Genomic DNA, 17433 nt, shown 5'->3' with positions numbered 1-17433 from the left:
ATGCTATACACAGAGATTTTAAGCATCAGTTGCTAAACACGGAGAAAGGACAAATCTCCTTTTTTCTGCTCGCCTAAAAGCGGATCCTCGATAAGTGCTTTGACCGCATTGTCGAGATCCACTTTCTGATTTTGGTGGAGTTTTTTAACGGTTTTTTTGAATGATGGTGTTTGAAGAACCTGTGTAATATTAGCCAAAGTTGTATGCCTCAAGTTTACCGGCTTCTTTTTCAGCTTTAGCTATAATGGCTTGTCGAACAAATTCATAAGGTAAATCTGGGTTATCTTCCATCATTTCCCCAATTTTAGCCCAGTGTTCAATTTGTTTTGGTGTAGTGCGATTCAATGCTTTGGCCATGATAGCGGCTTTATCTATGAGGTCTTGATCAAGGCGTATGCTAGCGGTAGACATAATGTGCTCCTCCATTTAAAGTTTTAATAATTGTAGTGTGGCGCTACGAAGGTAGCAAGATGAATCATAAACGGCTCAAGAGGGGCGTTAGGTTTCTTTGAGCCGCCCCGTTAATACAGGGTGGCTCATTAAAAATTAGACTATTGCAGCGAGGTGATTTTCGATCCTATCCACGACTTTAGCATCCTCTAATAGGTCAAATTTTCGAGCGAAAAGATTAGGGCTCGAAATTAAGTTGGAAATATCGTCCATTGTAAATGTCCTCGGTCTAAGCTTTATGTCTCCATCTGGTACCCAATCGATAAGTCTCAAGTCATCTTGAATTATTTCACCATGACAATCGTTATTCATCATAACCGTTTGGAAAAATCCTTCATCAGCAATAAATGTATTTTTGTAAAATTCTTTATAGGGCAGAGATGCATCCGTGTTACAAACAAAATCACAGAACTTTCGTGACACAATCATCCATTGGGTGCCAATAAATGGTGTTATCCCTGGCATGAATTTCCTGGCTATTTCAGGTCGATAAATATGCTCTTTATATTCAAAACACATATTTTGTATGCGATTCATCGTTTCAGGCCTAGCTGCATTTTGGTCTAGTGCTCGAATAAATTCTTTGTCTTTATTATTTGACAAAAACTCATGAATATATGGCTGAGTTTTCAATGGAAAATCTTGTCCACTTAGGTTTATAAAATGTGTCCAGCTTTTGTTCATGTTTAATAACTTAGCCATACCACGAAGTTCAATATTAACTAAGCTATACCCACCCCATAGCGCATTTTCTGATTCAAGAATTTCAGCATTTTGGTACTCGTTTAGAAACAAAGTTATTTCATCTGAAATTTCTTTTCCAGAAGTTTTGTCAACATGGATAACGTAATGATTATTTGGGTGGTATATGGCATGAAAGAGCCGTTTAAATTGTCCTGGATAGCGGTGAACGAGAATAAGATAAGCAATCATTAGATCATTCCTTGAGAAATCTGGAATATTTATTTTCACGCTCCAGTTATCTCAGTTAGGGAATGTATGTTCTGAGTGGTAAGGCGTGTTCTTATCCATAGACTACATGGGGGCTCAGTCTTGATTAATCAATAGCAATGAAATATAAACCATACAAACGCTTCAAGAGGGACAGCCACCGCGTGGCGGTTTTTGTTCAAATCGGCATTTGTGATTACGGTTGTTATTTTAGGTTCAGTGGTTTGCGTTGTCAGCCCCTTAACCGGGCGTTAGGCGGAAAATTAATAAAGTGAAAATGTAATGCATTTAATATTAGAAGGGTTGAACTAGCGATCTAGGCGTGATCTTATGCTATTTATTGCAAAGTAGGATAAGCCGAACATGAACATAACTCCTTATTATGTCACTCAAAAAACACTCACGAAAGATCAACACGCCCTAAACAGTACAATCTAAATTATCCGTTGTTGCCGTCATTTCTGGCGGCAACAAGTATCAGGAATTATGACGTTGGTTTGATTACGCCGCCGCTAACAATTTCTGCTGATGAGCCAAGTATTCATCGTACGTCCCTTGGAAGTAGACCAACTGTTTGTTTTTCACATCAATGATCGAAGTGGCCAGCGAAGAGACAAACTCGCGATCGTGGCTAACAAAAATCAGTGTCCCCGTGTAGGACTTTAGCGCGTTATTGAGCGCCTCAATCGCTTCCATATCCATGTGGTTGGTGGGCTCGTCCATGATCAGCACGTTGATATCTTGCATCATTAGTTTGCCAAATAGCAGACGGTTCTTCTCACCACCCGAGCAGTTTCTTGCTTTCTTATTCACATCATCAGCTGTAAAGAGTAGTCGGCCAAGAATGGCACGTACCATCAAATCATCATGTTTTACGGTGCGCCACTGCGAGATCCAATCAAAGATAGTCAGATCGTTCTCAAAATCGACAGTACTGTCTTGAGGGCAATAGCCAATTGAGGCATTCTCAGACCATTTCACCACACCTTGGTTGGCCTGCAGCTCTTTGACTAAGCAGCGTAGAAAGGTCGTTTTACCGACGCCGTTTTCACCAATTACCGCCAAACGCGAGCCCGCCTCAAGCAGCAGATTGCCACCGTTGAAGAGCTGTTCATCGTCAAAAGCGTGGCCAAGATTTTGCAGTTCAAGTGCAAGGCGATGCAGTTTCTTACCTTCACCAAAATCAATCGAAGGACTGATGCGGCTTGAGGATTTCACTTCATCAAGCTTGATCTTGTCCATTTTTTTTGCGCGTGAGCTAGCCTGTTTTGCTTTTGAAGCATTGGCACCAAAGCGGTTAACGAAGTCTTGCAGTTCGTTGATCTCGGCCGCTTTTTTCGCGTTGCCAGAAAGTAACTGCTCTCGAATCAAGCTTGATGCTTCAAGAAAATACTCATAATTACCCGGATAAATACGCAGTTCACCGTAATCAATATCAGCCATATGGGTACACACTGAGTTCAAAAAGTGACGGTCATGGGAAATAATAATCATGGTGCATTTACGCTGATTAAGTTCTTCAGCCAACCAACCAATGGTGTGGATGTCTAAGTTGTTGGTTGGCTCATCGAGCAGCAAAATATCTGGGTTGGCAAACAAGGCTTGCGCCAACAAAACGCGCAGTTTCCAACCAGGAGCCACTTGTTGCATCAAGCCAAAATGAAACGATTCCTCAATACCCGCTTTTAACAAAATATCACCCGCGCGACTTTCGGCGGTGTAACCATCCATTTCAGCGTATTCGCTCTCAAGCTCGGCGACTTTCATGCCGTCGGCTTCGCTCATCTCGGCTAATGAATAAATGCGGTCACGCTCTTGCTTGATCTCCCATAGTTTACGGTCACCCATAATCACGGCATCAATTACCGTGTATTGTTCGAAAGCAAACTGATCTTGGCTCAGTACACCCAATTTTAGCCCTGGTGTAATGGAGACGTTGCCTGAGCTGGGAGTTAACGCGCCACTCAAGATCTTCATGAACGTCGATTTACCACAGCCGTTGGCGCCAATCAAACCGTAGCGATTGCCGTTACCGAATTTTGCAGAAATGTTTTCAAATAAAGGCTCAGCGCCAAATTGCATGGTGATATTTGCGGTAGAGATCAAGAGAGTTTTCCTAGGTATTGAGTTTAGCGAATCAGTGGTGTGCAGACGCCAAATCAGCAGAACATAAACAATGGTTAAATAGGCGGCGAATTATACAGAGTTATTACAAAAAGAACAGATGTGAGAGATAGCTCACAGACGGAAATTGCTTAACGTCGAATTATCTGTCGTTATTGGGGAGAAATGGGTGAATAAAAAAACACGCTTCACCACATTTTACAGACTAGCATATGCGCATTCAGTTTTATCATTAAAGGGATTTTAACAAGGTGCCACCAGCTCACTGTAGCCCGTTTGATTATCAAATTCTCGCTCAAACACTAAGTCAGGGTAGGAATGTAAAATCAGCTCTGCGGTAGTATTGATAAGAGAACCATCCAAAAGATGACCACCGATCACTTTGCCTGTTTTATCTGCAACCGCAATGTGCAAGTGCTGATGAGATGCGGTTAGCGTGCCAACCAAAGAGACAATTTCAAATGCATCAACAAGGTGTAGCTCTGAAGAGCCATCAGCGAGGCGGATGCGCACTTCAGATAGGCACCCGACACAAGAAGCGATGTTACCCGCTTGTATCTTCTCTTGCTTTATCAACGCGGCAATGGATTGCTTTAAATCGTGGCCTTTTATTAAGCGAGACACTGTCACTTTTATCATAGATAATTCGTTATAAAATTATGGTTGTGTTTAGTTTATCGTGCATGAGAGTTTACGTCTAAAGAGATTACTGCTTATATATCCTTGTTGAGACACAAAGTGGCAATTTTGCCCGCAGCTCTGAAAGCTCGCTCTCAAGTGATCCAATGGTTAATGTTTAAAGATTATAGGAAAGGGTGACAAGGTAACCTAAACCCTATAAGTACGATACAATGATAGGCTCTTTTGCTGTTATAAGTTCAGTTGAAGTACTTAACTGTGGTTCCTAATTTGCGCATTTAGCATTACACTGCGTGAAAATTCGTGATAAGAAAAACGTAATGATTAACGATAAAGACACATTAGAAAACGAAGAAATTGAAATAGAGGCGATTGGTATTGAAGTTTCAACGCAACCTATTGAGCTTTATAAGGTGTTAAAGATTGCTAACCTAGTGGATGGTGGCGGGCAAGCAAAATTCCTGATTAGCGATGGTTATGTGGCGGTCAATGGAGAACTTGAAACTCGAAAACGACGTAAAATGTACAATGGGGATTTTCTTGAATTTAACCAAGAGTACTACGTTGTATTGTGTGACCAACCAGTGATTGAAGCACCTGAAACTGAGGTGACGTCGGTAGTCGCAGCAATAAATGCGCCTAAACCGAAGCAAAAGGCGTCAAAAGCCAAGCCGGCTAGAAATAAGCCGACGACTACAAAGAAAGAGAATTCCGATGCACCTAAGAGCAAAGATGCTGAGAGTGGCCGTAACTCTATAGACTTTTTCTAATTTTCTGTTTTTAATGATCTGATAAATAAAAGACGGGAGCAATATGGCTCCCGTTGTTATTCAGCGCCATTCATCATCTGTTGCCGATCCACCATTTAACGCGTTAGGATCATCATCAAAAGGGTGCTGTGCCTTATACAGTAACACTTCCAACTGATGTTCTAACTGATTGACCGTCTCATAGTCACCTTCCGAACAGGCTATATAGATCTGTTGTTCTAGTGCTTCAATGCTGTCACGTATGGTCATTTTGCACCTCTCATCTCACCCATTAAAGGTGACTTTTATCTGTTTTCAAATCTATTGTAGTCAAGTAAACCAGATTCGACAGGCTGATTTTTTCGATACCATGCATGAACTTTATCGCTGAACGGCCAAAACTTCGAAGAACTGCGGCGAATGGCGAACGTATCGAGCAACTTAACGTAGTCCTGCTCATTTTGCATTTTACTCAATAAGATCACCAATTCTTCAATCTCGTGTTCATGCAGTGACAAATAAGCAGAAGGGTAACTGCCAATGACACCTCTCACTAGAGTCAAACCATCATTCGCTGGGTCACGGTTGCTTTGTTCATCAAATAGACTTGAAATATTGAGATGGGCGTTATTGTGCAACAAAGTAAACAGTTGATCCTCTCCGTTTTCAGCCGTGATCATCAACATCATGATTTGTGGCACAGCCAGCAACCCTTCGCCTTTGATCTTATTAATGCTATTTAACATCTGTTCACTGCGCGTTGAAAAACCAGTGTCAATTATCGAATAACGATTTGATAACACAGGTTGAAGCTCAGACTTCAAAAGTGCAAACAACTCAGATTTTGGATCTTGCGTGTGGTAAACAATACTGGTCGGTTGATCAAAAGGGGCCACGTTACGTTGCAAAAAGTCACTGAGTTGAGTGCTTTGATTTTGATACCAACTTGACTGCTCTTGGTGCCTTATCTCTCTAGGCAGCAGAGAGACAAAATTACTTTCACCTTCAAGACGCAGAAAATCCATAAACATGCGAGTAATGAGCTGGTGGCCGAAATTGCCGTAAACATCAAAACCCGCCACCAGTAAATAATGGATTCTTTCTAGTAGGGCATAGTCTAACACCCATGCTGTTTTGGGGTTTTCTCCCACCAGACCTTGCACTACCGATGCACTATCGAAATGCCTAAAAATAGTCAGTGCCGCATTCGGGTTATAGCCATCACCCATCCACAGTACATCTGTGGTTAAGTTCTCGCCATTTTTGAACCACTGATTAGTAAATTCAGACTTTGCTTTCAAATAACGTGCTTGTTGATGCGCATAACGGACCCAATGAGTAATAGGCAACGTGTTACTTTCCAGCTCGCTTGGCAGTTTCAGATTCGCGGCTTGCGAGCGATAAAATTGATTCACTTCGGGTAAATCCGCTTTCTCTGGGTCTAAAAAGAACACCCAAAAATGGTCGTTAATGACATTCAGGGCTAGCTGGCCACGACACACTGGCCCTTTGATGAAAGCCATGATGGTGTTTTGAGCATTGTCTAACATAAATCGAAAGCGTGCTTTAACCGGAAGGGCATCAAATGCCGTCATCGGATTGGCGGCAACTTCAATATCATAGCTAGGCAAAACCGAGACTTGATAATTAGGTTGAATGAACCATGCCTGCCAATCATCAAGACGTTTTTTATTCAACGCATAGGGTAAATGAGTTTTATCTACGATGCTGCCTTGCTCAGGAATCAAACGGTAGTAGACGCGTTCTACACAAGGATTATCGTAAGGACGCCTTGTCGCAATTCTGTTAACCGGCTCGCCCGGGGGCGTTGTCGAACGTATCAAAGTGAAAAATCTAGGTTGACCAGCAAGTTCAGAAAAATAAAGGTGGGAAAGAAAAAGATGCTCGTAGATATAACGAGCCATTAACTGATCCTTTGCAGTACCTTTATTTAAAAAGTTTTCGTATTGCGCAACCCATTTCTCTTGATCAGAAGTGAGCGGAATATGACCATTCATGATTGCGCCATCTTTTAGCCACGTGAGTAGCGTATTGTATTCAAGAGGGCTAAGATTTGGCATGCCATAAGGCATTCCCCACGTTGGGTGATCTTGTTTGTACTGTCCGTACTCTTCAATTGTTGGGCAAACTTGTTCGCGATCTATCGAGAAATCAAAACCTTTTAGCTGATCTTGTTCTGGTAACGGATGTTCCTCTTTTTGCATTAATAATTTCGCGACTAATCCTGCTTCTAGATTCGCGGTAGGCGTTTGAGATCTCTCGTTCAGCACAGGATGAAAACCAAAATCTCGCCACTGCTCTGTGTATTGTGCATCTTCAAACAAACGGGTAGGAGCCGACGCCGTCAGACGCGTACCATGATAAACCAACGCTTTACTGGCTCCACGATCAATCCCTTCAACTGATGACATTTTTAGCTGGCAGGGCGCATCATAACAGGCGTGACAGACCACGCAGCGCTGATCGATGATGGGTTTAACATCATTTAAAAAGAAAGAGGCTTTTTTTGAATCTACTGGCGATTGTCTTGATTGAACGCTTGCTTCACCAAACAGTTGGTCATAGTTCAAGCCCGCATACATTGCACATCCTGAAAAAAACACGATGCTAAGAATAATAAGTCGATGAAAAGACATAACACGAGAAATTTAGGAAAGTTTGTCCCAATTAAAGCAAATATTCACAAAATACACCACAAAACGACGCCAATGAGGTGTTCATAGAGCTACCCATGATTAAAAGAGCTAAAAAACTTTGAGGATTTCTATAAAATTAAGTGAAAATGTCAGCCCATATATTTGAACTGACGAGATGTTGTTCTTTGTATCTATTCTGCCGCTTTGACTCTGATTTTGCTTTTGGTAACTTCAGAGAGGTTTAGGCTAACAATTGCTGCATTAGCTTCATTTTCATTTGGCATTTCGATAAAAGCAAAGCCTTTTGATTGTCCAGTAACTTGGTCTAAAACAAGTGTGCATTCCGTCACTGATCCATGAGATGAGAATAAAACACGCAGTTCTTGTTCAGTTGTAGAGCGAGATAGATTGCGAACTAAAAGTTTCATTGTGAGCCTGTTGAGAGTTAATGATGTGCGAATTGTGGCAGCTAAAGCTAAATTTGGCTAAACAATTCGTTCATTATTCTCAGTGTTGGCTGAAAAAGGATTTACAGGAGCTATTGGAGGTGAATTCTCATCGGCAACATGACGTTAATGAGTATAAAAAGTCCTACTGGCAACATTTATAGTTATCAATTGTTAGGCTGAGAAAATTAACGGTTCAAATTGATTTTAAAATAACCAAAAGCACACAAATCTCAACCAATTGAATTTACTTTGTTTATTTACTGTTCGCTTGAACGGGTTTTGATAAAAAATGGGTTTTCTTTTTTGCTAACTGTGGCATAGTGACAGCGTCGATTCGATGCGCGGGCATCGTATAATGGCTATTACCTCAGCCTTCCAAGCTGATGATGCGGGTTCGATTCCCGCTGCCCGCTCCAATATTCTCGTATTTATCCAGTCTACTAGAAACAAAAAATCCACCCTAGAAAGAGTGGATTAGAGTCTTTCTTTTTAAAAACTTAAACGGGACTGACGCTCTCAGCTTGTGGTCCTTTTTGACCATCAGTGATTACAAAACTCACCTTTTGGCCATCGACTAAGTTGCGGCGCCCTTCACCCGTAATAGCGGAAAAATGTACAAATACATCTTTGCTGCCATTATCTGGGGTAATAAAGCCAAAACCTTTATCTTGGTTGAACCACTTTACAATTCCGTTTACTTTTTCACTCATAATCTTACTCTTGCTATGTTGTTTTGACGTTGCGAAACAGTTGCAACATAAATAACTTAACTAAAGTATTTTGCACAATCTAATGAAGTTTCTGTGAATGTGATGCACGCCTTGTTGAATATCAAGTTTTGCGATTTCTATACCAAAATGTGATGCCTTAAATCAAGGTAACTGTTCATACTTCAACTCTATTTCTGCCGTTTTGTTTAGCTTTATAGAGCGCTTGATCCGCAATTTTTAACACTGCTTCAGGTTTTTCTGAGGCGTAGCTATCAGCAACGCCAATACTAACCGTAATAGAGACGAGATTTGATGGTGTTTTCTGCTCACGCTTCTTGGAACCGAGCTTATCGTCTTTTGGTCTGTCTTCTGCGTTCCTAATGACCATTTGGTATTGTTCAATGTCTTTACGAAGCAAATCTAAGTAGATTGCAGCTTGCTGTGCATTTTTTCCTTTAAATAGGATGGTAAACTCTTCACCACCGTAGCGATAAACACGTGCGTTTCCTTGAGTCAACAATAAACGGCTAGCAATCAACTTAAGCACATCATCACCAGTGTCATGGCCATAGCGATCATTGAACTGCTTAAAATGGTCTATATCTAGCATCGCTATCGCATATTTTTTGCCTAAGTATTTGATGTCAAGATCTAAGGCGTGGCGAGCTGGGATACACGTTAAGCGATCAATAAACGCCATTTCATGGCCCGCCGAAATTAGATATAAGATCAATAAAACCCCGGCTAGAGAGAACAGTGTGCTTGAGATATAACTCACGTGGAAAAAAATAAAGGTGAAGGAGGAGAGTAAAATACTGGCGTAAATGCTAGTGTCTAAGATCTGGTTTCGCGTGAGCACAAATATTGCGGAGACCCCAATTAATGCCAAGAGGTACATCACCAACAAAAATGGCAATTTCGATATTTTTGGTATCGTTACTAAAAAAACCTGGCTAAAATTCTCAAATCCGCCATCACTGACGTACATCAAAGTAACAACGGCCCAAAGCACTAACAGCAGTAAAATGGCGATGTATAGGCCATAAGTTTTACTCAATACAGTAGCACTACTTCCTAACACATAGGGCACTAAACACAAAACGGGTAATAACAAACTTAATAACGAAAGCTCTAGCAAGGTTGTTCCCGCAGAAAGAGGTATCTGTAAACGCCACTGGATGATTGCGTAGGCCACCATCATCGCTGTCGAGATCATAGCCAAACGCCCTTGCTTAAAAATTTGTCCTAATGCGATTGCTACCGTGAAAAGAATATAAGGGAGGTTACTAGCGAAGCCAATATTGGCGCTAGTGATCAGAATGACGTTTTCCATCCCCAACATAATGGCTATTAACAACCCTATTGGGAATAAGAATCGAAACCAATGAGATGATACAAAACTTGTCGGCATTAATAATACAAATATGACCTTTGTGGCATTTAAAATTAAAATTGATAATAAGGCCCATAGCATACTTTTATTTAATAGATTGCCAAGCTTTTTGCTAGACTTACTAAATGAAAGCGAGCTCTTGAACAAAGTTTAGACGACAACGCATCTAAAAGTTGTATAAAATCACCAAGGTACGCTAAGTTGTTACTGCTAAGTTCTATCTAAATATTTTGATTAGTACGAAGAGGAAGGAGTGTAAGGATGCAAATCAGTGTTGATGTACATAATTACATGGAAACACTTGTCGGACGCGTATTGGCTGAAGATAAGTATGTAAATCACTATGATAATGAGCAGCTTGCCGATCTCGCTTGCTTATCCCTTGCTCAATTGAGACCGATCTATATTCGATACGACATAGATTTTCTCTCTGCGCTACCTGAAGAAAAATTGGTCATACTTAAAGAAAATGCACAAGTTGCCGTTGAATCGGCGGAAAGCATGATCGTTAATGATCGACGTAGACACAGAGAAGATGATATTCCTATCATTCTAGGCCAATTGCGCTTTGACGATAACTTAGAACTAGAGTGGTTCGAGAAGCCGATTATTGAAACAAACAAGTCTTAAAGGAGCTCTTGTGGGATTTTTTTCTCGTTTATTTAATCAAGAGTCAGGCAATGACTCAAAAATGAAGCTTTTGGATCCCATTGAATATAAAGGTTTTTTAATTTACCAAGATGCAATGTCTGAATCAGGGCAATATCGCGTCGCTGGCAAAATTAGTAAAGATGTTAATGGTGAAATATGTACTCACCGTTTTATCCGCTCCGATGTCATGGCTAGCAGAAGCGACGCTGATGAGCTTATGCTTAAAAAAGCAAAAATGCTCATCGATCAGATGGGCGAGAAAATCTTTTCCTAACATCGTCCAACTTGATAAAAATCATAATGAATATCCTCATTAGTCGATACCCTTATCCATTGAGTAAAATGCAGGGCTAATATCCTGTTTTTATAGAGCTTTGTGATAGTGGTTCGACCTCGGCTTTGTTTGGATGTCGTTGTGTTTTTGTCTTTCACCTATGACAATCACTCATTACTCATTACTCATTACTCAACCTTATATGTAATAGCATTTTGTATTTTTATTACAAACTGCTTGCAGTTATGCTGGTGGTTAGATAAAAACAGAATAATCATTGTGCCAATAGTCAAGGAATAACTATGCAAATTGGTGTACCAAAAGAGACCCTTACGGGTGAAACACGGGTTGCAGCTTCACCGAGTTCGGTAGCGCAATTAATCAAACTAGGCTTCGACGTCTCCATTGAAACTCAAGCTGGGGTTTTAGCCAGTTTTGATGATGCGGCTTTTGAGGCGGCTGGTGCCACGATTGTTTCGACACAAGATGTTTGGAATTCAGACATTATCTTGAAGGTCAATGCGCCGATTGTTGATGAAAAACAATCGATTGATGAGGTTGCTTTGATCAAAGAAGGGGCAAGCCTAATCAGTTTTATCTGGCCTGCACAAAACCCAGAATTGATGGAACAGTTATCAAGTAAAAAAATCAACGTGCTGGCGATGGACTCAGTGCCGAGAATATCCAGAGCACAAGCTTTAGACGCTTTGTCATCAATGGCTAACATTGCTGGCTACCGCGCTGTTGTTGAAGCTGCACATGAATTTGGCCGCTTCTTTACAGGGCAAATTACCGCAGCGGGCAAAGTCCCGCCGGCAAAAGTACTGGTTGCTGGAGCTGGCGTTGCTGGCCTCGCTGCTATCGGTGCCGCAGGAAGTTTGGGGGCAATTGTACGAGCTTTTGATGTTCGCCCAGAAGTAAAAGAACAAGTTCAATCAATGGGTGCAGAGTTTTTGGAAGTCGATTTCCAAGAAACGGCTGGTTCAGGCGATGGTTACGCCAAAGAGATGTCTGACGACTTTAATAAAAAGGCCGCTGAACTTTATGCTGCGCAAGCTAAAGATGTCGACATCATTATCACGACGGCTTTGATCCCTGGACGTCCAGCCCCTAAGCTGATCACCAAAGAGATGGTCGACAGCATGAGCGCTGGTAGCGTGATCGTCGATCTTGCAGCAGCCAACGGGGGTAACTGTGAATACACGGTTGCCGATCAGGTGATTACAACCGCCAATGGTGTGAAAGTGGTCGGTTATACTGATATGGTTGGCCGCTTACCAACACAATCCTCTCAATTATATTCAACAAACATCGTTAACTTGCTGAAATTGTTATGCAAGGAAAAAGATGGGTCCATCAATATTGACTTTGAAGACGTTGTTTTACGTGGTGTGACGGTCGTGAAAGAAGGCGAAATAACGTGGCCAGCACCACCGATCCAAGTCTCTGCGCAACCGCAAGTCAAGACCGCACCAACTAGACCTGAACCCAAAAAACAAGAACCCGTTTCTGCGACGAAAAAAATTGCTGGCTTAGTTGCTGCCGTTGGCGCTTTTGCTTGGATCGCATCGGTCGCACCTGCGGCTTTTTTAAGCCATTTCACCGTTTTTGTTTTAGCGTGTGTCGTAGGTTACTACGTCGTTTGGAATGTTACTCATGCTTTACATACTCCTTTGATGTCCGTTACCAATGCAATTTCCGGCATTATTGTGGTCGGAGCTTTATTGCAGATAGGTCAAGGGAGTGGTGTGGTCACTTTCCTCGCGTTTATCGCTGTTTTAATTGCAAGCATTAACATCTTTGGTGGTTTTACAGTCACCAAACGTATGCTTGAAATGTTCCGTAAAGACTAAGGGAGTAATATATGTCTGCAGGATTAGTACAAGCCGCATATATTATTGCTGCTATCTTTTTCATCATGAGCCTTGCTGGATTATCAAAGCAGGAATCAGCAAGAGCTGGTAACTACTATGGTATAGCGGGTATGGCTATCGCACTCATCGCCACTATTTTTCGTCCAGATGCGCAGGGCTTAGCTTGGGTATTGCTGGCGATGGTCATTGGGGGTGGTATCGGTATTCATTATGCTAAAAAAGTAGAAATGACCGAAATGCCCGAGCTTGTGGCTATTCTCCACAGTTTTGTGGGAATGGCTGCGGTATTAGTGGGTTATAACAGCTATATCGATGCGCCAATTGTACTCGATCACGCTGAACACGTGATTCATTTGGTTGAAGTGTTCATTGGGGTATTTATTGGTGCCGTCACCTTTACAGGATCTATCGTCGCCTTTGGTAAACTGCGTGGAACCATTTCGTCGTCGTCGCTCAATCTCCCTCATAAGCATAAGCTCAACCTTGCGGCCATTGTTGCCTCCACATTATTAATGATTTACTTCGTTAATAATGGTGGCAGCATGTTTGCATTAATTATTATGACTCTAATAGCGTTCGCGTTTGGCTACCATTTGGTGGCTTCGATTGGTGGTGCAGACATGCCAGTTGTGGTATCGATGCTTAACTCTTACTCAGGTTGGGCGGCCGCAGCGGCTGGCTTTATGTTAGCGAATGATTTGTTGATCGTAACCGGAGCACTGGTTGGTTCTTCAGGTGCTATTCTTTCTTACATCATGTGTAAAGCGATGAATCGCTCTTTTGTTAGTGTGATTGCCGGGGGCTTTGGTCAGGATGTGGCTATCAGCGCAGACGTTGAATACGGTGAACACCGTGAAATAAACGCTGAAGAAGTAGCCGAAATGCTGAAAAACTCTAAGTCAGTGATCATCACTCCAGGGTACGGCATGGCAGTAGCTCAAGCACAGTATCCCGTTCACGAAATCACGGAGAAGTTACGTGCACAAGGCATCAAAGTTCGCTTTGGTATTCATCCAGTAGCGGGACGTTTGCCTGGTCATATGAACGTACTGCTTGCTGAAGCAAAAGTGCCTTATGACATTGTGTTAGAAATGGACGAAATAAACGATGATTTTACTGAAACGGATACCGTTTTGGTGATCGGTGCAAATGACACAGTAAATCCAGCAGCATTAGAAGATCCGAACAGTCCGATCGCCGGAATGCCAGTGTTGGAAGTATGGAAAGCGCAAAATGTCATTGTATTCAAGCGCTCAATGAATACTGGCTACGCAGGTGTACAAAACCCTCTTTTCTTTAAAGATAATACCTATATGCTTTTTGGTGATGCAAAAGAGAGTGTAGACGCTATATCAAAAGCGTTATAGCATTTAAGACCAGAGATAGAAGAAGCCAGCATTTAGCTGGCTTCTTCTATTTTTGAGTAATCATTATTGACATGGATATAACATGCTTAATGTATTGTTAGGTAATAATGTTATATAGTTTTTAATCTAAACCATTAATGAAAATAAAACTTGTTTAAAGCGATTAAGACCTACTTGGGGACTGTTTTAGTCCTAATATCGATTCAAACCCATGCCGATTCGTTGCCAGAACGCATCGACATTTTTGTGTCGCTTTTTGATTATAGTACCGCTGATGTACGTTATGATATCCGTACCTTGCAAGTTGATTACCCAACCCGTTTGCTCACTCCGGATTCGATGTTACCGCAAACGGCTGAATACCCTTTAAAAGACATTCAACTACTGTATAAGCTATCTCAAAGCTGTACAGGTAAATTACCGCTCAGTCCACTTATAACAGAGCCATTAGTCTTTACGAGAGCCTTTTGTAAAGGCTCCAAATTACCTTCAAAATGGTTTGCAAGAAGTACTTTGATTCACCCTGGCGGAGGTACTTATGCGGCTCGCTATGTAAAGAAATACCCTGATAGCTTTCTAGAGTTACAGCAATACATGCACATACAAGAGCGTGCCAAAGCAAACGCTGATTCTTTACTCGGCCGTATTCAAAACATGAATGAAGATACAATTCTAGCACTCATTTCAGGTGCAACAATGTTTGTAGAAAACCAGGATCTTTGGCTAAGAAAAGGCGATATGTACTATGTTTTTGATGAAGACATATGGTTAGACAACGCGAGTAAAGCAGGACTTAGCTACAGTATGACTTCGGAAAATTCTACCTGTTTTATCCAGCGAGGTAACATTTGTTGGAATATTGAAGATCATTCCAACGTACTACGGATAAGTATGGTGATTCTTGTCTTAGCTAACATCATACTTGTATTTGGATGGTCTCTTTACCGGTGGAATTCAAAGCGGCAGGAAATGAAAAGTCGTATGTTGGTTTTGCAAATTCTTACCCACGAACTCAGAACGCCAATTGCAAGTTTGTTGCTGACTGTTGAAGGATTTCGACGCGAATTTGAAAGGTTACCATCAACGGTTTATGACGAATTTAGACGTCTATGTGAAGATTCAAGACGTCTACGGCAACTGGCCGAAGCCAGCAAGGATTATTTACAGTCCGATAATAGACCACTTGCAACAAGCTGGGTGCCTTCCGTAGAAGAGTGGTTACAATACAAAGTGGAAGAAGAGTTTCGTGAAAGCATAGATCTTTTTATAAACAAAGATATTGCGGCAAAACTGAATGTTTACTGGCTTGGAACATGCATCGATAACTTAATTAGAAACGCTGTTAAATACGGAGTTGCTCCAGTTACGTTAGAGGTGGTAACTAAACAAAATTCAATCACGATCAAAGTTACAGATCAAGGTCTGTTAAATCATCGAGATTGGAGAAATTTACGGAAACCTTTCGTCAGTAAAAGTGGCTTAGGTTTAGGTTTGACTATTGTAGAATCAATGGTAGGTCGAATGGGTGGCAAGATGACTCTCGCTGGACCACCAACCACATTTATATTGGAGATCCCCTGTGAAACAGACATTGCTTCTCGTTGAAGATGATAAAAACCTTGCCGATGGTTTATTAGTAAGCCTTGAACAAGCAGGGTATGACTGTTTACATGCTGAAACTATTGCAGATGTAAAACAGTATTGGGATAGTGCAGATTTGGTCATTCTTGATCGTCAATTACCCGATGGCGACTCCATCCAGCATTTGCCTGAATGGCGTAAAATAAAAGAATTACCCGTAATTCTATTGACGGCATTGGTAACCGTTAAAGATAAAGTTACTGGCTTAGATGCAGGGGCAAATGACTACTTAACCAAGCCTTTTGCCGAGGCTGAACTATTCGCACGTATTCGAGCACAGCTTCGTTCGCCTGAATCAGAAGGGCAAGACGATACTAAAGTGGTTACCCCAAACCTTGTTATTGATAAAGCGACAAGAGAAGTTTTTTTTAAGGAAGATTCAATTACCCTAACACGTACTGAATTTGATTTGCTTTTATTTTTGGCGAGTAACCTAGGGAGGGTGTTTACGCGTGATGAATTACTCGATCATGTATGGGGTTATAACCACTTTCCAACCACAAGAACTGTAGATACCCATGTACTGCAATTGCGACAAAAACTTCCTGGGCTAGAGATTGAAACTTTACGGGGAGTTGGATACAAGATGAAAGCGTGATGCAGAAATCTCGTTTACTATTGCTAGGCATAGCGTATGTGGCTATGCCTTCTAAAGCACAAAATATTGAGTGGTTTGATCAAATCACACCACTGACTCAAGCACATCAAAATCTTTTAAATAACAATTTAGAAGCGATGTTTAACTCACTTGTCGAAGTTTGGCAGCTTGGGCATAATAAAAACATTCAGAACCATCTCAATGAATTATTGTTACAGTCATTAAACGTTGATTGTGGTAAAAGTTTAGATAAAAAACCACTACCAGAATGGCTTAAATCGATCACCATTAATAGACAAGAGATTCAGAGCCCAGGAAGAGATGCGTTTCATGTTGATTTAGAAGTGGATGCTGAAAAACCGCTTGCGGATATTGCGTTAACCCAGTGGGTCGATAAAAGTTTATCCACCGATAGCTTATTAACGACCACTTCGAGTGACAGCGTCACTGGAAAGGCACATTACTTAAAACGTTATAATCTCAATAGTAAAATTACAATGGGTTTATACCGTCTTGATATAACGGCTAAGGATCTACAATCTTGGAGTGCATGGATTGTACTCGGAGAACCCAAAGCAAAACAAATTGTACGTTGGGCCTCAAAAGATCAATGGCAAATTGAAAAAAAAGCGCTGCTTAACCCTCACTGTCCTTTGCCAGAACTAAACGTATCACTATATGATTATGTAGACGGAAAATACTCTGAAATATGGAGTAAACGCTACGAATCCGAATACCCCAATGCGCTTGAAATAACTAATTTAGCTGCCGATCGATATGTACTAGCTGTATCAATGACTCAGCAGCGTTGGCAAGGGCCAATTATTATTGAGCAATCTCAAGTAATCAGTAAAACCTACGATGTTTCAGTAGATGAATAATTAAAGATCATAGACAATATGCCGT

The 17433-nt window shown here is 41.3% G+C and carries 17 protein-coding genes, 1 tRNA gene and 1 pseudogene; 9 read left to right on the top strand and 10 right to left on the bottom strand.

From position 1 onward, the window contains the following. Positions 1 to 35 precede the first annotated feature (35 nt). From CCZ37_RS19645 to CCZ37_RS15775, 5 genes and pseudogenes are all read right to left on the bottom strand, one after another. Positions 36 to 197: pseudogene (locus CCZ37_RS19645) on the bottom strand (type II toxin-antitoxin system RelE/ParE family toxin); the annotation flags it as partial. After that, complete coding sequence (locus CCZ37_RS15795; RefSeq protein ID WP_094501459.1) at positions 190 to 411, bottom strand: TA system antitoxin ParD family protein; 222 nt, start codon at positions 409 to 411, stop codon at positions 190 to 192. The pseudogene CCZ37_RS19645 and the gene CCZ37_RS15795, both read right to left, overlap by 8 nt. Before the next feature lie 135 nt (positions 412 to 546). Next, on the bottom strand, positions 547 to 1383 hold the full coding sequence (locus CCZ37_RS15790) for a beta-1,6-N-acetylglucosaminyltransferase (protein WP_094501457.1): 837 nt from the start codon (positions 1381 to 1383) through the stop codon (positions 547 to 549). A gap of 519 nt (positions 1384 to 1902) precedes the next feature. Next, positions 1903 to 3507, bottom strand: coding sequence for an ABC-F family ATPase (locus CCZ37_RS15780; RefSeq protein ID WP_094501455.1), 1605 nt, complete (start codon positions 3505 to 3507; stop codon positions 1903 to 1905). 261 nt (positions 3508 to 3768) lie between these two features. Then, positions 3769 to 4164 carry a PPC domain-containing DNA-binding protein gene (locus tag CCZ37_RS15775; protein ID WP_094501452.1) on the bottom strand — a complete coding sequence of 132 codons (396 nt, stop codon included), beginning with the start codon at positions 4162 to 4164 and terminating at the stop codon, positions 3769 to 3771. Positions 4165 to 4484: 320 nt separating this feature from the next. Here CCZ37_RS15775 and CCZ37_RS15770 point away from each other — a divergent pair, with 320 nt between their 5' ends. Beyond that, the gene (locus CCZ37_RS15770; RefSeq protein WP_010318258.1) at positions 4485 to 4934 is read left to right on the top strand and encodes an RNA-binding S4 domain-containing protein; all 450 of its coding nucleotides are present in this window, start codon (positions 4485 to 4487) and stop codon (positions 4932 to 4934) included. A 60-nt stretch (positions 4935 to 4994) separates the two neighbouring features. On the opposite strand, the gene CCZ37_RS15765 is transcribed toward CCZ37_RS15770, so the two are convergent. The 3 genes from CCZ37_RS15765 to CCZ37_RS15755 form a co-directional block, all read right to left on the bottom strand. Next, on the bottom strand, positions 4995 to 5183 hold the full coding sequence (locus tag CCZ37_RS15765; protein ID WP_010318257.1) for a hypothetical protein: 189 nt from the start codon (positions 5181 to 5183) through the stop codon (positions 4995 to 4997). Positions 5184 to 5218: 35 nt separating this feature from the next. Next, on the bottom strand, positions 5219 to 7570 hold the full coding sequence (locus tag CCZ37_RS15760) for a fatty acid cis/trans isomerase (protein ID WP_094501450.1): 2352 nt from the start codon (positions 7568 to 7570) through the stop codon (positions 5219 to 5221). A gap of 191 nt (positions 7571 to 7761) precedes the next feature. Beyond that, on the bottom strand, positions 7762 to 7998 hold the full coding sequence (locus CCZ37_RS15755) for an RNA recognition motif domain-containing protein (RefSeq protein ID WP_017042829.1): 237 nt from the start codon (positions 7996 to 7998) through the stop codon (positions 7762 to 7764). A 362-nt stretch (positions 7999 to 8360) separates the two neighbouring features. Here CCZ37_RS15755 and CCZ37_RS15750 point away from each other — a divergent pair. Continuing rightward, positions 8361 to 8435: transfer RNA gene (locus CCZ37_RS15750), tRNA-Gly, on the top strand. An 81-nt stretch (positions 8436 to 8516) separates the two neighbouring features. On the opposite strand, the gene CCZ37_RS15745 is transcribed toward CCZ37_RS15750, so the two are convergent. Together CCZ37_RS15745 and CCZ37_RS15740 are read right to left on the bottom strand one after the other, a co-directional pair. Next, positions 8517 to 8729, bottom strand: a complete 213-nt coding sequence (locus CCZ37_RS15745) for a cold-shock protein (protein WP_013867804.1) — start codon at positions 8727 to 8729, stop codon at positions 8517 to 8519. A 175-nt stretch (positions 8730 to 8904) separates the two neighbouring features. Beyond that, complete coding sequence (locus CCZ37_RS15740) at positions 8905 to 10269, bottom strand: GGDEF domain-containing protein (protein ID WP_094501448.1); 1365 nt, start codon at positions 10267 to 10269, stop codon at positions 8905 to 8907. A 114-nt stretch (positions 10270 to 10383) separates the two neighbouring features. Between CCZ37_RS15740 and CCZ37_RS15735 the strand changes: the two genes are divergently transcribed. The 7 genes from CCZ37_RS15735 to CCZ37_RS15705 all read left to right on the top strand — a co-directional run bounded on the left by CCZ37_RS15735 (position 10384) and on the right by CCZ37_RS15705 (position 17408). Then, on the top strand, positions 10384 to 10752 hold the full coding sequence (locus tag CCZ37_RS15735) for a late competence development ComFB family protein (protein WP_013867802.1): 369 nt from the start codon (positions 10384 to 10386) through the stop codon (positions 10750 to 10752). Positions 10753 to 10762: 10 nt separating this feature from the next. After that, positions 10763 to 11047 (top strand): HlyU family transcriptional regulator, encoded by a 285-nt coding sequence (locus CCZ37_RS15730; RefSeq protein ID WP_167372452.1) that lies wholly within the window; start codon positions 10763 to 10765, stop codon positions 11045 to 11047. A gap of 302 nt (positions 11048 to 11349) precedes the next feature. Then, entirely contained in the window at positions 11350 to 12900 is a 1551-nt protein-coding gene (locus CCZ37_RS15725; protein ID WP_094501444.1) for a Re/Si-specific NAD(P)(+) transhydrogenase subunit alpha, read from the top strand. Positions 12901 to 12911: 11 nt separating this feature from the next. After that, complete coding sequence (pntB, locus tag CCZ37_RS15720) at positions 12912 to 14288, top strand: Re/Si-specific NAD(P)(+) transhydrogenase subunit beta (protein WP_094501442.1); 1377 nt, start codon at positions 12912 to 12914, stop codon at positions 14286 to 14288. Positions 14289 to 14438: 150 nt separating this feature from the next. Continuing rightward, positions 14439 to 15893, top strand: coding sequence for a sensor histidine kinase VxrA (gene vxrA, locus CCZ37_RS15715; RefSeq protein WP_094501440.1), 1455 nt, complete (start codon positions 14439 to 14441; stop codon positions 15891 to 15893). After that, positions 15868 to 16527: a response regulator transcription factor VxrB gene (vxrB, locus tag CCZ37_RS15710; protein WP_010319486.1), complete on the top strand. Its 660-nt coding sequence runs from the start codon at positions 15868 to 15870 to the stop codon at positions 16525 to 16527. Before vxrA ends, vxrB begins: the two co-directional genes overlap by 26 nt. Continuing rightward, positions 16524 to 17408 carry a DUF2861 family protein gene (locus CCZ37_RS15705; protein ID WP_094501438.1) on the top strand — a complete coding sequence of 295 codons (885 nt, stop codon included), beginning with the start codon at positions 16524 to 16526 and terminating at the stop codon, positions 17406 to 17408. The genes vxrB and CCZ37_RS15705 overlap by 4 nt, the downstream gene beginning before the upstream one ends. Positions 17409 to 17433: the final 25 nt, after the last annotated feature.

Origin of the sequence: Vibrio qinghaiensis (assembly GCF_002257545.1) — a bacterium.
Taxonomy (GTDB): domain Bacteria; phylum Pseudomonadota; class Gammaproteobacteria; order Enterobacterales; family Vibrionaceae; genus Vibrio; species Vibrio ordalii.
The sequence above is the reverse complement of the archived record's forward strand: the minus strand, read 5'-3'. Positions and strand labels throughout refer to the sequence as shown.

Bases quoted from the DNA above. Each gene is read 5' to 3' on its own strand.
- CCZ37_RS15795 (WP_094501459.1), bottom strand. From the start codon at position 411: ATGTCTACCGCTAGCATACGCCTTGATCAAGACCTCATAGATAAAGCC.
- CCZ37_RS15790 (WP_094501457.1), bottom strand. From the start codon at position 1,383: ATGATTGCTTATCTTATTCTCGTTCACCGCTATCCAGGACAATTTAAA.
- CCZ37_RS15775 (WP_094501452.1), bottom strand. From the start codon at position 4,164: ATGATAAAAGTGACAGTGTCTCGCTTAATAAAAGGCCACGATTTAAAG.
- CCZ37_RS15770 (WP_010318258.1), top strand. From the start codon at position 4,485: ATGATTAACGATAAAGACACATTAGAAAACGAAGAAATTGAAATAGAG.
- CCZ37_RS15765 (WP_010318257.1), bottom strand. From the start codon at position 5,183: ATGACCATACGTGACAGCATTGAAGCACTAGAACAACAGATCTATATA.
- CCZ37_RS15760 (WP_094501450.1), bottom strand. From the start codon at position 7,570: ATGTCTTTTCATCGACTTATTATTCTTAGCATCGTGTTTTTTTCAGGA.
- CCZ37_RS15755 (WP_017042829.1), bottom strand. From the start codon at position 7,998: ATGAAACTTTTAGTTCGCAATCTATCTCGCTCTACAACTGAACAAGAA.
- CCZ37_RS15745 (WP_013867804.1), bottom strand. From the start codon at position 8,729: ATGAGTGAAAAAGTAAACGGAATTGTAAAGTGGTTCAACCAAGATAAA.
- CCZ37_RS15735 (WP_013867802.1), top strand. From the start codon at position 10,384: ATGCAAATCAGTGTTGATGTACATAATTACATGGAAACACTTGTCGGA.
- CCZ37_RS15725 (WP_094501444.1), top strand. From the start codon at position 11,350: ATGCAAATTGGTGTACCAAAAGAGACCCTTACGGGTGAAACACGGGTT.
- pntB (WP_094501442.1), top strand. From the start codon at position 12,912: ATGTCTGCAGGATTAGTACAAGCCGCATATATTATTGCTGCTATCTTT.